This is a genomic window from Mucilaginibacter aureus, assembly GCF_053514885.1.
On the sequence record NZ_CP170601.1, the window covers coordinates 2840908 to 2856418 of the forward strand.

The window sequence follows — 15511 nt, forward strand, 5'->3', positions numbered from 1 at the left end:
GAGAAATCTTCTGCGACATACGTGCGAACTTTGCAGGTAGCCGAGTGGTGTTAAGCAGAAGATTTCTCCTCACGCCGGTGCTCAAGCCGGTCTCCTTCTTCGTCGAAATGACAAGTGGGATTAGTTTTTTTTCCTTCTTCCTTCCAATATCCTGTAAAACGACCGGCTGCGGATCTCATCCAAAGTCAATCCTGTAGCTAATGCTTCCTCCTCGGTAATGGCGCCGCAGTTCATGGCTTTTAAAAAGAAGTTCAGCAAGCCCTGGCCTGTGGCCGCATCATCAAAAATATCCCCGGTAAGGGTAGATATGGCCGCGCGTTCAACAAAAGTTTTTAAACGGAAAACCGCATCCTCATAACTGCTCAAAAAGAAGTTATAGGTAGCCGCATAACGCATCGGCAGGTGAGCCGGGTTTAAGTCCCAGCCTTGGTACATGCCATTGATCAGCGAATGTGTAGTATGCCCATAACCCACGCGCCAGGCATGATGTACCGACTCCCGGTTCTCTTTCAATTGGTCAAAAGTTAAATTATCGCCGCGGTGCGGGCCGATAGGGATCACATTCGTAGCGCCATCCGATAGGAAAATACCCGTCCCGCCAAGCGCAACCTTGGTCATGTGGTGGGCAAAATCGCAAACCGAATGCGCCATGGTTTGGTATTTTGCCGTGATCCCCGCTGAGGCAGTATAATCATAGGTGCCGAAATGCGCTGCAATGCAACGGCCCTCGCTGGCTTTGATGATACGGAATAGTGGGTTACGCCCTTCATCGTCCATCACGATCTGGGTAGCCTCCACCATGGTTTCCATTTTAAGATAACCAGGGGCAAGGTTATGTTTCTTCTCGATGATCTCGAACAAACGCACCATGGTAATCACCTGTTCGGGTATGGTTACTTTCGGCAACATCACCACAAAATTGTCGGGCAGTTTGCCTCCGGTTTCTTCGAATAATGTGGTCAGGAATATATCTAAAGTGCGTACACCGCGTGTTTTCAGGTCTTCGGTAAAAGGTTTGATACGGATACCGATGAAAGGGGAGATGGTCTTGTTTTTCATCCCGACGGCCAGTTCTTTGGCCGCATTTACAGCTGTTGCATCTTCCTCATCATCCGGACGGTTACCAAAGCCGTCCTCAAAATCTATCCGGAAATCTTCGATAGCCTCGGTCTGCAATTTCTTTACGATCTTGTTATAAACCGAGTAAGCCAGCCATGCGTTTTCTTCTTTGCGCTCAGCTTCGCTCATGGCGTCGAGCTTTTTGGTGAGCTTTTCAATGTCTTTTTCCAGATGCGGCAAATGCTCATAGCCATCCAGTTTTAAAACTTTGGCCAGGGTCACAAAGTCGGGTGCGTAGGTTTGCAGGTTGCGCAACGCTACTTCGCCCATTTTTACGGTAGTGTCACTCTTAAATAAGTTGGCGCCGCCATAAACAGTATGCACCGGCTGACGGTCGGGCTTATCGCCCGGGTATTTTTTCTGGAACTCGAGGTTGGCGGTTTTAAGCGTATCGAGTAATTGATCCTTATCGGCTTCTTGAATGCTAAATTTCATATTGGTAATAAATTGGTAGCTCATCACGAGCCGCGGTATGTTGAATACCCAAACGGGTTTAATAATAATGGCACATGGTAATGCTGCCCATCACCGGCAATATTAAAAACGATCTCCACAAAAGGATAAAATGCGGGCACTCCAAGGGCGCTGAAATAAGCCCCGGTATCAAAATACATCTTATAATTACCGGCAGGCAATACATCCTCTTTGTGCAACAGATCGGTTATGCGGCCATCGGCATTGGTTTGGTTTGAAGCCAGTTTTTGCCAGTCCTCACCATCTTGTTTAAACAAGGTAATGGTAACACCCTGCGCCGGTTTGCCCAGCGTGGTATCCAAAATATGTGTCGTGATCTGGCTCATGCGAATAATTTATTTAAGCGGATGGCGGTTATTTTGGCCTGCTCTTCGGCGGCAATCCTTATTTCCTTATCGGGATCGTTGGGCAAGCGCGCATTGAGCAAAGCCAGCATTTCTTTGGCAGATTTGCCCGTTGCGCACACGATGAAAATGAAGCCAAATTTGTTAAAATAATCATCGTTGCCTTTAGCCAAAGCGTCGATTACGTCATCGCTGGCCTGGTTTACTCCCGATTGTTCACCGGATGCCCATGCCGCTGTCGATGCGAATTTCTCCTTTAACGAACTTTTGTCCCCGATTTTCGGATGATGCGTAAACGCTTCCAGCCAATCAGGTTCGGCGCATTGCAGCCATTGTTCATCGGCATCCTGTAACAGATCAACCAGGTCTTCGGCCGGCAAAACGGCCAGCATTTTGTTAACCCAGGTGGTCGACCCACAGCACTTGAATAAGGTATCGCGCTTTTCGGCCTCGCTTAAATGGTCAAATTCGACAATCGTCATATTGTAGTCGGGAAACGGTTTACGTTTTTATAATAAATATACACGGCAGGCTCTTTACCCATAGCCGTAAACCATTGCTGGCAATAAGGCGCCATCCATATCGAATCGCCTTTTTTAATAGGATACCACTCATGGTCGAGCATGTAAATGCCCTGGCCTTGCAGGTACAACAGGCCGTGTTCCATAATATGGGTTTCCACCATCGGCAGGTTACCGCCGGTTTGATAAGTGAAGATATTGACCGCCATATCAAAGTTCAAGTCGGCTGGTAATAATACTTGTATACGCAAAGCTTCATCATCCATATAGATCGGCCCTTCGTGATTAGCCTGATCATCAAATATTACACCAGGCGTTTTGTAGCCTTCCAAATGCTCGTACACCTTGTGGAAAGTGAGTATCTGCGTGGCTTCGGCAACATCGGTGAAATGATAATCAGTTTCAATAGGCACATATACAAACTGACCCTTGGCGAGCTTTTGGGTTTTACCACCAGCTGCTGCCGTAGCACTGCCCTCAACCACATAAAAAAATATTTGCGAGGCTTTGGTTGTGCCTTTTAACTCGCAGCCTTTTTGCGCCGTGATGAGCGTTTGGCAAAGGTTTGCGCCCATTTGCTCATTAATAATAACGTTCACGGTACAATTTGTCCAGCCGGGTACATTGCTGTTGATGTAGCCATCGGGTGCTATTACCGCGTGGTTACGTTTCACTACCGACCGTGTTAATGCTGATATTTCCATTGTAATATGTCTTATTCGTATTTCTTAATTAGTTCTTTTATAAATTCTTCCGATACCTGTATAGCCGCCGCTACATCTGCAAGTTCGGCATTTTCGAGCGGGTTATGGCTAATGCCTTTAAAACATCGTACAAAAAGCATGGTGGCCGGAGCAACTTGTGATATGGGTACCGCGTCGTGCCCCGCACCGCTCACCAGCTCAACCAGCTCTATATTCGAATTGCTGATCGCTTGTTTCAGCAGGCCATTTAATCCGGCGTCACAGGTAACCGGTTTGGTTTCCTGTATCAAATTCCAGTTTAGTTCAATTTTCCGTTTGCCGGATAGTTTGGTGCAAACGTCTTTGATCTGCTGATACGCCAAAGTCAGGTAACGTTCATCGGGGCTGCGCAGATCCAAACTACAAACTACCTTGCCGGGGATCACGTTACTTGCCGAATCTGTAAGGTCGAGTTTACCGACCGTGGCGACCAACCTCTCTTTATTTTCGATGCCGAAGTTTTCAACCGCCAATACAAATTCGGCAGCGCAGGCTAAAGCATCGTTACGCATATCCATCGGCACCGTCCCGGCATGGCCGGCAACCCCGGTAAAAGTTATCTCCACACGTTTTTGTCCCGCAATAGCGGTAACCACGGCAACTGGTATTTTATTTTCGTACAGCACCGGGCCTTGCTCAATATGCACTTCGAAATAACCGAGCCATTCATTAGCAGGGATAGCATCCTTGGCTAATGACTCAACATTACCACCAAAACCCTGAACAACTTGTTTTAAGGTATTGCCAGTTTTATCTGTTCTATCCAGAAAGCTTTGATCAAACGAACCTGCCACAACTTTACTACCTAAATAAGTAGTATGGAAACGCACGCCTTCCTCATCACTAAAAGCGATCAGTTCGATATTAAAGGGCAGTTCGGTTTGGTCATTCATGAATTGCTTGATCACATTCAAGCCTAATATCACTCCTAATGGTCCGTCGAATTTGCCGGCGTTAACTACCGTATCAATATGCGATGCAATAACAAACGTTTTGGCGTTCACATTTTTGCTCAATAGCTTGCCGCGAACGTTGCCTATGTTATCGGTATAAACCTGTAAACCGGCCTGCTGCATCCAACCCAAAATCAACGCACTTCCCTGCAAAAATCCGGGCGTGCCGAAAGTTCGGGTAATATCGCCCTCATGCTCACTAACCGCAGCTAACTCGTTTATTCTTGCGAATACTCTTTCGGCGCGTTGCGTGTAGTTACTCATAATTAAATATCGGTTTTCCGAGGTTTGGTTGTGTAAATATACCATTATCAAACGCTTTAACACCGCCGATATAGGTTTGCTCAACCACGCCATAAAGCTCATGGTACAGGTATGGTGTAACCTTGTACTTATGTTGTATCATATCTTTGGTAAGGGTAAACGTTCTATCAGGGTTCCATATCACCAGGTCGGCATCATAACCTGCAGCTATTTTGCCCTTACTGTTTTGTTTGCCTATAAGTTTTGCCGGATTTTCGCTTAGCCATTTTGCTATTTGTTCAATTGTAAAGCCCCGCTTCGTGGCGGCTGTCCATAACACAGGTAATGCAAATTGCAACGATGCAATGCCGCCCCAGGCCTTTTTAAAGTCGCCGGTTTGCATTTGTTTCAACTCAGGCGGGGCGGGAGAGTGGTCGGTAGCGACAAAGTCAATAATCCCATTCTTCAGCGCCTCCCAAAGCTGGTCGTTGTTTTGCTTTTCGCGGATGGGCGGCGCACATTTAAACTGTGTTTGCCCATCCTGAATATCCTCGGCATTAAAAAACAAGTAATGCTGGCCGGTTTCAACCGTTAAGGGCAAGCCTTTCTGTTTTGCTTTTGCAATGGCTGCTATGCTGTTTGCCGATGATAAGTGGACAATATGTACCCGGCAGTTATATTCTTCACACAGGCCAATCATCAAATTGATCGCATCATCTTCCCAATACTTTGGACGTGATGCCAGGTAGTCTTTATAAGAATGTGCGTCCCATTTCCCAGGTTTAAAATCATCAGTCAATTCACAATGTACCAGCAAAGGCAAATGGTATTTGGCTATAATGGGCATTGCCTTGCGCAGATCAGCCTCGGTAGCATTCGGAAAATCGTCTATCCCCGAATGGGTTAAAAATGCTTTAAAGCCCAATACACCTTTTTTTATCAATGGCTCAATTTCATTCGTATTGCCCGGAACTATGCCACCCCAGAAACCTACATTGGTATGTAATTGACCTTTAGCTGCGGCAAGCTTTTCTTCAAAAGCAGCTACGCTGGTGGTAACGGGTGCTGAATTTAATGGCATGTCCACCAAAGTGGTCAAACCGCCGGCGATAGCGGCGCGGGTAGCGGTATTAAAACCTTCCCAATCGGTGCGGCCCGGTTCGTTGATGTGCACATGCGGATCAATTACACCTGCCATTACCGTGCTATCGCCAACATCGTTAATTTCTGCATCCACCACTGCATCATAAGGTAAGATGTTTTTGATCAAACCATTTTCAATTAAAATGATGCCTTTTACCGCCCCTTCCGGGGTAATGATATTTGTAGATTTTATAGCTATTTGGCTCATTTCTGAAAAATATGTTAATTTTTGTATCTTTAACTGCAAAAATGGTTGAATTTTACTAATTTGGAGAATCTTTAGTCATAATCAAAACAAAAAATAATGAATATCAAACTTGGTAAAAACGCTTACGGTAAAAATGCGGTCAACCTGTCGAAGATCATCAGGCATAGCGATTATCACGAATTCAGGCAAATATCTGTAAATGTGTCGCTTCAGGGTGATTTTGAAACCGCGCACACCCTGGGCGATAACTCAAAGATACTGGCTACCGATACGCAAAAAAATACCGTTTATATTTTAGCCCAAGAGCATTTTACAGGCAGTATCGAGGAGTTTGCTATTTACCTTGTCGATTTTTTTATTGCTAATAATCCACAGGTATCTGTCGCGACGGTCGATATTGAGGAACACCTGTATACGCAAATGAAGTTTGGCAGCAAGGTGCATCCACACGCTTACATCAGCAGCGGTAACGAAAAGCATACCACCACCGTTGTGAAAAATCTTAACGGCACGAAAGTCAGATCAGGCATTAAAGACCTGCTGATCTTAAAGACCACCGATTCTGCCTTTACCGGTTATATTAAAGAAGCCTATACCGTGTTAAAGGAAACTAACGACCGGATACTGGCAACCAACTGTGAAACCGAATGGGAGTATAACGATGCCAATGTTGACTACACCGCGAGTTTTAAAGATATCCGCGAAACGCTGCTGGAAACCTTCGCTTTTCATAAAAGCCTGTCGGTACAGCAAACTTTGTATGCCATGGGTGAGGCCGTGTTAAAGGCTTACGACAAGGTTAAAGAAATTAGCCTGATTATGCCGAACAAGCACCATATCCCGTTCAACCTCGAGCCATTCGGTATGGAGAACAAGAACGAGATCTTTATGGCTACCGATGAACCTTACGGGTATATTACCGGTACTGTGGTACGGGGATAGTTAACAAACCACGTTACTTTGTTTAACCCTTTTTAACCTGATAAACGCCACAATTTCTAAAGCCAGCCCTATTCCAACTATAAAGCCAAGTACAAAATCGGGCAGGGTTATATAATGTTTTATTAATTGCGGTAAGGTTGTCATCAATAAACCGATAGCGATCAATAGCCTCTCGGTGAGTGGGAATTTTGTGTTCTTCATCTTAAAATTGTTTTGATATTTTTTCCAGTCGCTCGAGCATCTCGTTTAGTTTGCGTGCGTTCTTTTTAAATACGCGCGGCCGCACTATAAACCACATTGCAGCCAGGTATACAACCGTGGCGCTGTAAATGATAATGGTTAAGGTAGTATTACGATGAACGAACTCGTACCAGTAAAGTAACAAGCCTATCGAAGTGATGCTCATGGCTACCACCTGCGTTTTTTTGTAAAAGTAGATCTGGTTTTGGCGTGTACGCTCTATAAATTGTACAAACTCGCTGTTATTGCAATCTTTCAAATCGTAAAACCTTCTAGCCGATCGTACATTGGTTACTACCAATATCACGCAGGATGCTACCATCAGTATATCACCAATATAGGTGGTCGGCATGGTAAAACCATCGAAAAACATGCCCCAGATCATAATGACGGAACAGGCCAATGCCACGATGATAATAATGATCTTACGGCGGATCTTTTGGTTGCGAAATTTTTTAACCATGCGCAGCATCTCCTCAGGTTGCGGCAGCGAATCGGTTTTAGCCGATAGCCATAATGCTTTCAAATCATTTAAATTGTCCATTCGATTTAAATTTAATAGCCAATTTTTCTTTAATACGATGTATTTTAACCCGGGTGTTGCCGGGTGTTAAGCCAACGATCTCGGCAATCTCTGCCTGTGGCAGATCTTCCAGCACCAGCGAAATAATGATCCGTTCGGTTTCTTCCAGCTCATTAATGCATTGGTATAAAAACGCCAGTTTTTCTTCCTGCGTTTCTTCGTGCAGCGCGGGCAGGTTAAGTGGCAGTTCGGTAGTAACTATTCGTTTTGATTTTTCGAGCGCACGTAAGCAATTGTTGGTTGCTATGCGAAATATCCACGTACTAATGTGCGATTGGTTACGGAAAGTGGCCAGGTTTTTCCATACCGAAATAAAGGTTTCCTGGGTAATATCCTTGGCCTGGTCGGGATCATTAAAATAACCCATACACACCCGGTATATCTGGGGCGAATGCTTTGAATATATTTCTTCAAAGTCGGTCATTCTTAAAAATCGACATGCAGTGTTAAAACCCGGTTAGTATCCATTTTACGCAATTTGGTAATTTATGCCGGGTTAGATACACAGCTTGGGTAAATGTTACAGCTGTTTATATCCACCTAAAATACCAAACCGTAATAGCAGGTTTGAAACTGATGGTATGAACGGGGCTTTTTATTATCGCCCCGGTTTTCTACGTGTCATTAATGTGGGGTTAAGATGCTGATGCGGCTTATAATTTTCAGATTGGATGCGTTGGTATAATCATACTGATAAATGCCGTTGCTGCCGGTAATGATCAGTGATTTAGGCCCGGCAATAACATCCTGACTATTAACACCGGTAAGAAATGATAATTGATTTTTGCCAACGTTTAAAGGATCGCTGTTGTTAAAGGCTTTTAATCCACTGGCGCCTTCACAAACAAACAGCCTGGTATCGGCAACAGCCAAACCATGCGGATTGATCATCGGGAATGATGAAACCAGGACAGGATGGGCAGCATCTTCAATATTGACAACATCCAGTTCATTTGCGCCGACGTGACAAGTGTGTCCCGTGCTCAGGGTTACGTAAGCATATTTTCCCTGTACTACTACCGGGTCGCAACTGGTGAAATGCGTATAGGTTGATAATTTTACCGGTGCCGATGGTACCGAAGCATCAAATATTTGCATACCCGTGCTGCCGCCTAAAAAGAGCTTGTTTTGATACGGGAAAATAGTTTGGATACTGGAACCAATACTAATACTATTTACATACCCTGGGTTAGCAGGTTGAGAAACATCAAACAGCTTTAAATTATTTTGATTGATTGTATATAAATAGCTGTTCATCAGTGTAAAACGTGCGGTAGAACCGCCTGTGCCATAACTCTGACTTTGTGACGCGCTGCTGCCCGAAGCTGAATAAACGCCCGATGTAAGATATAAGGGGTAGTCAGTAACTACAGTGTCTTTATAACCTATGATAGTGCCTTTTGCTTTATCATAATAATAGGCGTCAAAAGTATCGTTAAGCTGCTTTACCTTGGTAATATGCGCTGGGTTTGTTATATCAAAAGCCAGTAAGTCTACATAATTGTCGGCATATAAAATGTTGTTGTTGATGGCAATATCTGCATTACCCGGAATATTGATAAAGTTTATAAAATGCGGGAAAACAGGATTGGTGTTATCAACCACGTGAATGCCTTTGTTTACTTCGGTAATAAACAGATAATTACCATAAACATAAATTTTACCGGGTGCCGATATCGATCTGCCTGTTTGGGACACACTTACCGAATTACGTGCGTTAGTTATTGAAATAGGATAAGATATGGTCATGTGAAATGTTCGTGAGGTTGATGTATCGTGTTTACACGCGGCAAGAATTAGCAATGGTAGCGCCAATATCAGTGTAATTAGCCTCGGAGTTGTAGCGTTTGTTTTCATCGTAATTTGGTTTGATATAAGCCATTACGATAGGTGATTGGTAAACGCTACAAGATGAGCGGAATTATTTTGGCCCGAAAGGCTTACCACCCCAAAAACACCATTCCACAACCGCATACCAATATCACCAGGCCGCCAATGGCATGCACGTAACGCTCGATTTTTGCGGTTTTAAAAAAGGCAATGCCATACAGGCCCAATATCACCATCAAAACCATCGTAGCTACGGTGGCGATGATATAAACGATGATCATGGCCGTAATACCCACCCACGAATGTTGTGCTGCCGGGTAGGAGAGCAAAGGGATCATCGGCTCGCTTGGCCCCATTGCGAAGATAAAGAACATTATCCAGGGTGTTACCGGGTAACGATCCTTAGGTGCAATAGTTTCCCCGTGCCGGTGCTCAAATACATACATCGAACCATCATCGTTGATATCAAAGTGTTTGTGTGGCCGGTTCAGTTTCGCCTGGTACAACCCCCATAGTGTATATCCTAATCCAAACAGCAACAAGGCCCAGGCGGCAAATCCACCACGGATACCCTCGAACCAGCTGAGTTTGGATAAAGAAAAGCCAACCGCGATACCGATCAATCCCAACAAAACTGAGCTACCCACATGCCCTATTCCGCAAACCACCGTCCATAAAATGGTGCGTGGCCGCGACCAGCCCTTTGATCGAGACAAAGCCACGAAAGGCAAATAATGATCGGGCCCGCTAAAGGTATGTACGCAGCTAATGGTGACGGCTGTGAAAAGCAGGAGTATTAATTCGCTATGCATAAACTACGGTGTTTTGCGTGTTGATGATGACGGCGATCGTTTTCAGGCAGCTATGCAGTTGCTCTGCCTTTTGCCCCAGGATACGGATAATCAAACCATTTTTGGGAGCTTCGGTAATGCCATAAGTGATATGAGTTTGTTCGATCAGAAACACATGGATACTTTCTTTCAATTGTTTGACATCGGCTTTCCCATCCAGGTAAATTAAACTGGCCTGGTGGGTATAACCCTCCAACTGTCCCATCGCGTTTACGTCGATCTGTTTGGGGATCATTAACAGGTTTTCCTTAATAATGAGCTTTCCGTTCAAAAATATTTCTGTCAGATTGTGGTATCTGGTGAACAGGAATACTTCGCCGTTAAGCTTGCGGCCGCAGGTTAAAACCTCACCCCAGATGAGCCTGCAGTTATCTGAAACGTAAATCTTATTCTTCGCTGTGAAGTCAGAGTTCTCATGTGGTACAGACGGATGCGAGAGGTATTGAAATGAAGAACCTTTAGACATCTGCACTTCCACCTGCTGCAAAGCGCTGCCCTGCATATTAAAAATACGCTGGTACGACTGCGTTTGCAGATCGAGCGCACAGTCTTCATCCAGGTCTATTTTTATACGATATTCATCGCCATCCAGTATTCCAGGCGACGAGCTCATAAGCATCAACTGTAATGTTTTATCGCGTTTATCCTCGCGCACATCGGCAATTTTAAACGGCGGCGTTGCATACACTTTTTTAAGGTGCGTGCAGCCATCGCGCAGTTTAGTTTCAATGTGCAGTTCGGCTATCATCGTATCAGTTGGGGTTCGGTAGTCCCGGTCATCAAACCGTATTTTTCAATCCAGCCTATTACAGCGTCCAGGCCGTGTAAACTCATCAGATTAGTAAACACAAATGGTGCACCTTTGCGCATCAGTTTGGCATCGCGCTCCATTACCGCAAGGTCGGCATGTACGTAGGGGGCAAGGTCGATCTTATTGATCACCAGCAGATCGCTACGGGTAATGCCAGGCCCGCCCTTACGGGGAATCTTATCGCCTTCGGCAACGTCGATCACAAAAATGGTGAGATCGGCCAAATCTGGACTAAAAGTTGCCGATAAATTATCACCGCCGCTTTCAATAAAAATGATCTGTACATCGGGTATACGTGCGGCCATTTCGTCCACAGCTTCGAGGTTCATGCTGGCATCCTCGCGGATAGCGGTATGCGGGCAGCCACCGGTCTCCACACCGATAATCCGTTCGGGTGGCAGTAGGCTGTTTTGCGTAAGAAAATCCGCATCCTCCTTAGTATAAATGTCATTGGTGATCACGCCGATACTGTATTGACCGGCCATATGTCGCGATAAGCGCTCAATTAACGCCGTTTTACCCGACCCCACCGGCCCGGCGATACCTATTTTGATGTAGTTTCTTTCTGTCATTTAATCTAATTATTTAACATGATAATCGCTTTCAGCTTTCGCCTTTTAGCTTTCACCTCCCTTACGACATATACAACCTCGAATACAAGTCCTCATGCTGCATGCAGCGGATGTCAAAACCAGTACAGCAAAGTCCGATCAATTCCTTGTCGGGATTTAGCGACCGTTCCGCCAGTTCCCCAATCAAAGGCTTTATCGCGAAAAGCAGCCTTTGCCCGTCTTGCTGGCCTAAGGGAATCAGCTTTACGCTATTAGTGATCATACCCATTGCCGCGTTATAATAAAAGCCGGTCAAAGCCGCCTTTTTTTCAATGTTTTGGATAGCCGCGATGATGCCGAAAGCGATACAATAATGCCCGTACGTTTCTTTGTTGTCGACAGCTTGTCTATACATATTAAGTAGGTTGTCATCGCAGTACTCCTGGAATATTTTCAGCAAACGTGTGCCCAATTTCTGGCTCGCCTGGCGCATTTCGCGCGGAAGCTTAACCGCGTTACATTCGGCGTCCAAAGCTAAGATCTGATCAATTTTGCCAGTGAGGGCCGCATCATAACTTAGCGACATTAAAGCAGCATCGGTATATTGCAGGTTTTGGGTAAGCATTTCGGTAACAAAGGCTTTTGCCGATATGGCATCGTTAACTACACCATGCTGCACATAAGTTTCCAACCCCGCAGAGTGCGAAAATCCGCCTATGGGCAGGGTAGGATCAGATAGCTGCAACAGGTTTAATAATGCGGTACTCATTGCGGGTTGGTTAATTTCATGATCTTTGAGAACAGGCTCTCGCTGCTACCACTATGCTCATGTGCCGAAACGCTGGTTTTTAATGGGTTGAGCAGTTTGCGCGTCTCCTGTTTTACTTCATAGCCCGAAGCGCTCAGCAACCTGAACAAAGGCGCATCAAACACCACCAGCACATCTTCGTTATCGTAGAATAAGGGCAGATGCTTATTACCGATCTCGTAACAAATCGAAGCCATCTCAAACATATTCTTCGGGCGGATAACGATCACCTCACAGGGCAGAATATCAACAGCGATAATGGTGTTATCATCCATAAACAAAATATCGCCTTGTGTTAAATTTTGGCCGCCGCCTAAAAATTTGATAGCTACTTCAATACCGGCTTGGCTGCGCTTATGCATTATGCGCTTTTGGGTCTCGAACCATTCGAGCAAGAGGTAATCGGTTTTACGATTGCCAATGTCAGTTGTTGCAATATTGCCCTTTTTTTCTTGTATAAACATATCAGAACAAAAAATAGCGTTGTGCCAACGGCACTACCGAAACAGGTTCGCAGGTAATATGTACGCAATCAACTTTAACCTCGTAATTTTCAGGGTTAACATCAATCTGTGGCGTAGCGTCGTTATGGATCAAATCTTTTTTACCGATGTTTCGGCAGTTTTTTACCGGTAATATCATCTTCTCCAAACCATATTGCTGCACCACGTTTTTATCCAGCGAAAGTTGCGACACAAAAGTAGCGCAGGTTTTAAACAGGGCTTTGCCATAAGCGCCAAACATATGACGGTAAATTACCGGCTGCGGCGTTGGTATAGAAGCGTTCGGGTCGCCCATGCGCGCGGCGATGATTATGCCGCCCTTAATGATCATTTCGGGCTTGGCGCCAAACAAAGCCGGTTTCCACAAAACCAGGTCGGCCAGCTTGCCGCTTTCCAGCGAACCTACATACTCCGAAATACCGTGACTGATTGCAGGGTTGATGGTGTATTTAGCCACATAGCGCTTTACGCGATAATTGTCATTTTCCTTATCCTCGGGCAAAAAGCCGCGCTGCTTCTTCATTTTATCAGCTGTTTGCCAGGTACGGGTGATCACTTCGGCAACGCGGCCCATGGCCTGCGAATCGGAGCTCATCATGCTGAACACACCCATATCATGCAAAATATCTTCGGCAGCTATTGTCTCGGGCCTGATGCGCGAGTCGGCGAACGCCACATCCTCGGGCACCGATTTATCCAAATGGTGGCAAACCATCAGCATATCCAGGTGCTCATCGATAGTATTTTTGGTGTACGGACGGGTAGGATTGGTCGACGATGGCAGGATGTTAGGATACATAGCCGCCTTAATAATATCCGGCGCATGCCCGCCGCCGGCGCCCTCGGTATGAAAGGTGTGGATGGTACGGCCCGCAATAGCTTTAATAGTATCTTCCAGAAAGCCCGCTTCGTTTAAAGTATCTGTATGGATGGCGACCTGCACATCGTGTTTATCCGCAATTTTCAGCGATGCATCGATAACGGCAGGGGTAGAACCCCAGTCTTCATGTATTTTTAAACCCAACGCACCGGCTTCAATTTGTTCTTCCAAAGGCGCTTCTTCCGCACAGTTGCCTTTACCAAAAAAGCCCAGGTTCATGGGGAAAGCTTCGGCCGATTGCAGCATTTTTTCTATGTTCCAGGCGCCGGGGGTAACGGTGGTAGCATTAGTGCCATCGGCCGGACCGGTACCGCCGCCGATCATCGTAGTAATTCCGCTGAAAAGCGCATGGTCTATCTGTTGCGGGCAGATAAAGTGAATATGTGTATCGATTCCTCCCGCGGTTGCTATTAAACCTGCACCGCCGTGCACCTCCGTAGAAGCGCCGATGATCATATTGGGTGTAACGCCGTCCATGGTATCCGGGTTCCCTGCCTTACCAATGCCGACGATCTTGCCATCTTTTATCCCAATATCGCCTTTCACGATACCCCAATGATCGATGATCATGACGCTGGTGATCACAAAATCGAGCACGTTATCTGCCCGTACTTTTGTTGCCGATTGCGCCATACCATCTCGAATGGTTTTGCCGCCACCAAATTTGCCTTCGTCGCCGTAAACGGTAAAATCTTTTTCTATCTCAATGATTAGGTCGGTATCGCCTAAGCGAACCTTATCGCCGGTGGTCGGGCCAAACATGTTGGCATATTTTATGCGGCTGATATTTAAGCTCATGCTTTTTTATTTTTAAAACCCAGTTGTGATGCTTTGTTTAATGCTTTTGCTTTGGCTTCTGAAGAAAGCGTTTCGCCGTTCACCAGGTTATTAAAGCCGTGTATGTTGCGGCTTCCGCCGAAAGTGGTTAAGGTTACATCCTTTTCTTCACCCGGCTCAAATCTTACAGCCGTTCCGGCAGCAATGTTCAACCGCATACCAAAGGCCTGCTCCCGGTCGAATTCGAGTTGTTTATTCACTTCGAAAAAGTGATAGTGCGAACCTACCTGCACGGGCCTGTCGCCGGTGTTGACAACGGTGAGGTTTACGGTTGCCCGGCCCACGTTGCATTTAATAGGTTCGGTTTTGAGGATGTATTCGCCTGGTATCATGGTGGTTGTGGTTAGTCTAAAAACTGGAATGAGTATTTTTCTTCGTATTCTATTGCAAACTTGCGTAACATGGCATCATATTCTTGCCTAAAAGTTTTCTTTTGGTGATGTATTTCCTGGTTTATCACATATTGAATCACATTATCAATGTGCGATTGAGAATAAGAGAAAACGCCATATCCTTCCTGCCAACTAAATTTACCTCTAACCCATTTTTTGTTATTAATAAATTCATTGCTTTCGACTTTGATCTCTTTCACAAAATCGGATATAGAAATAACAGGTTTAAAGCCGACAAACAGATGCAAATGATCGGGCATGCAATTAATGGCAAGCATTTTAGCGTTTCGATTAGTAACCAGGCCTGTTATATATTGATGCAACTCTTCTTTATGCTCTTTGGCAATTAGATTTTCGCGGTATTTAACAGCGAATACGAATTGGAGATAGATTTGAGAAAATGTATTTGGCATGGTTATTATATTTTGTTGATAGGAGGCACCTACGGAGCCAAACCATTTTTATTTTAATATCCTATAAACAGGATACTCCTACGGAGTTGGCCTGACATTTCGCTCTTTTTAATTATATTATC

19 protein-coding genes are annotated in these 15511 nt (G+C 45.2%); 1 reads left to right on the top strand and 18 read right to left on the bottom strand.

What is annotated here, in order from left to right; translation table 11 throughout:
- Window positions 1-120 precede the first annotated feature (120 nt).
- The 6 genes from ACFGVR_RS12180 to allB are packed head-to-tail and all read right to left on the bottom strand — an operon-like array spanning window position 121 to window position 5748.
- Window positions 121-1554 carry a DUF6986 family protein gene (locus tag ACFGVR_RS12180; RefSeq protein WP_448697381.1) on the bottom strand — a complete coding sequence of 478 codons (1434 nt, stop codon included), beginning with the start codon at window positions 1552-1554 and terminating at the stop codon, window positions 121-123.
- A gap of 23 nt (window positions 1555-1577) precedes the next feature.
- On the bottom strand, window positions 1578-1919 hold the full coding sequence (uraH, locus tag ACFGVR_RS12185; protein WP_448697382.1) for a hydroxyisourate hydrolase: 342 nt from the start codon (window positions 1917-1919) through the stop codon (window positions 1578-1580).
- Entirely contained in the window at window positions 1916-2419 is a 504-nt protein-coding gene (gene uraD / locus ACFGVR_RS12190) for a 2-oxo-4-hydroxy-4-carboxy-5-ureidoimidazoline decarboxylase (protein ID WP_448697384.1), read from the bottom strand. The genes uraH and uraD overlap by 4 nt, the downstream gene beginning before the upstream one ends.
- The gene (allE, locus tag ACFGVR_RS12195; protein WP_448697386.1) at window positions 2416-3162 is read right to left on the bottom strand and encodes a (S)-ureidoglycine aminohydrolase; all 747 of its coding nucleotides are present in this window, start codon (window positions 3160-3162) and stop codon (window positions 2416-2418) included. The genes uraD and allE overlap by 4 nt, the downstream gene beginning before the upstream one ends.
- 11 nt (window positions 3163-3173) lie before the next feature.
- Window positions 3174-4418: an allantoate amidohydrolase gene (locus ACFGVR_RS12200; RefSeq protein ID WP_448697388.1), complete on the bottom strand. Its 1245-nt coding sequence runs from the start codon at window positions 4416-4418 to the stop codon at window positions 3174-3176.
- The gene (gene allB / locus ACFGVR_RS12205) at window positions 4411-5748 is read right to left on the bottom strand and encodes an allantoinase AllB (RefSeq protein WP_448697389.1); all 1338 of its coding nucleotides are present in this window, start codon (window positions 5746-5748) and stop codon (window positions 4411-4413) included. The genes ACFGVR_RS12200 and allB overlap by 8 nt, the downstream gene beginning before the upstream one ends.
- 96 nt (window positions 5749-5844) lie before the next feature.
- Between allB and pucL the strand changes: the two genes are divergently transcribed.
- Complete coding sequence (pucL, locus tag ACFGVR_RS12210) at window positions 5845-6690, top strand: factor-independent urate hydroxylase (protein WP_448697391.1); 846 nt, start codon at window positions 5845-5847, stop codon at window positions 6688-6690.
- On the opposite strand, the gene ACFGVR_RS12215 is transcribed toward pucL, so the two are convergent.
- From ACFGVR_RS12215 to tnpA, 12 genes are all read right to left on the bottom strand, one after another.
- Window positions 6691-6891, bottom strand: coding sequence for a hypothetical protein (locus ACFGVR_RS12215; protein ID WP_448697392.1), 201 nt, complete (start codon window positions 6889-6891; stop codon window positions 6691-6693). It lies immediately after the preceding gene.
- A 1-nt stretch (window position 6892) separates the two neighbouring features.
- Window positions 6893-7474, bottom strand: coding sequence for a hypothetical protein (locus ACFGVR_RS12220; RefSeq protein WP_448697394.1), 582 nt, complete (start codon window positions 7472-7474; stop codon window positions 6893-6895).
- A complete protein-coding gene (locus tag ACFGVR_RS12225) occupies window positions 7458-7937 on the bottom strand; it encodes an RNA polymerase sigma factor (RefSeq protein ID WP_448697395.1) in 480 nt (159 codons plus the stop codon). Before ACFGVR_RS12225 ends, ACFGVR_RS12220 begins: the two co-directional genes overlap by 17 nt.
- Before the next feature lie 200 nt (window positions 7938-8137).
- Window positions 8138-9370 carry an LVIVD repeat-containing protein gene (locus ACFGVR_RS12230; RefSeq protein ID WP_448697397.1) on the bottom strand — a complete coding sequence of 411 codons (1233 nt, stop codon included), beginning with the start codon at window positions 9368-9370 and terminating at the stop codon, window positions 8138-8140.
- Between the two features lie 83 nt (window positions 9371-9453).
- Window positions 9454-10155, bottom strand: a complete 702-nt coding sequence (locus ACFGVR_RS12235; protein ID WP_448697399.1) for a hypothetical protein — start codon at window positions 10153-10155, stop codon at window positions 9454-9456.
- On the bottom strand, window positions 10148-10942 hold the full coding sequence (locus ACFGVR_RS12240) for an urease accessory protein UreD (protein ID WP_448697401.1): 795 nt from the start codon (window positions 10940-10942) through the stop codon (window positions 10148-10150). The genes ACFGVR_RS12235 and ACFGVR_RS12240 overlap by 8 nt, the downstream gene beginning before the upstream one ends.
- On the bottom strand, window positions 10939-11577 hold the full coding sequence (ureG, locus tag ACFGVR_RS12245) for an urease accessory protein UreG (RefSeq protein WP_448697402.1): 639 nt from the start codon (window positions 11575-11577) through the stop codon (window positions 10939-10941). Before ureG ends, ACFGVR_RS12240 begins: the two co-directional genes overlap by 4 nt.
- A gap of 61 nt (window positions 11578-11638) precedes the next feature.
- Window positions 11639-12325 carry an urease accessory protein UreF gene (locus ACFGVR_RS12250; RefSeq protein WP_448697404.1) on the bottom strand — a complete coding sequence of 229 codons (687 nt, stop codon included), beginning with the start codon at window positions 12323-12325 and terminating at the stop codon, window positions 11639-11641.
- Complete coding sequence (gene ureE / locus ACFGVR_RS12255) at window positions 12322-12828, bottom strand: urease accessory protein UreE (RefSeq protein ID WP_448697406.1); 507 nt, start codon at window positions 12826-12828, stop codon at window positions 12322-12324. Before ureE ends, ACFGVR_RS12250 begins: the two co-directional genes overlap by 4 nt.
- Before the next feature lies 1 nt (window position 12829).
- Window positions 12830-14545: an urease subunit alpha gene (gene ureC, locus ACFGVR_RS12260; RefSeq protein ID WP_448697407.1), complete on the bottom strand. Its 1716-nt coding sequence runs from the start codon at window positions 14543-14545 to the stop codon at window positions 12830-12832.
- Window positions 14542-14916 (bottom strand): urease subunit beta, encoded by a 375-nt coding sequence (locus tag ACFGVR_RS12265; RefSeq protein WP_448697409.1) that lies wholly within the window; start codon window positions 14914-14916, stop codon window positions 14542-14544. Before ACFGVR_RS12265 ends, ureC begins: the two co-directional genes overlap by 4 nt.
- An 11-nt stretch (window positions 14917-14927) precedes the next feature.
- A complete protein-coding gene (tnpA, locus tag ACFGVR_RS12270; RefSeq protein WP_448697411.1) occupies window positions 14928-15389 on the bottom strand; it encodes an IS200/IS605 family transposase in 462 nt (153 codons plus the stop codon).
- Window positions 15390-15511 lie beyond the last annotated feature (122 nt).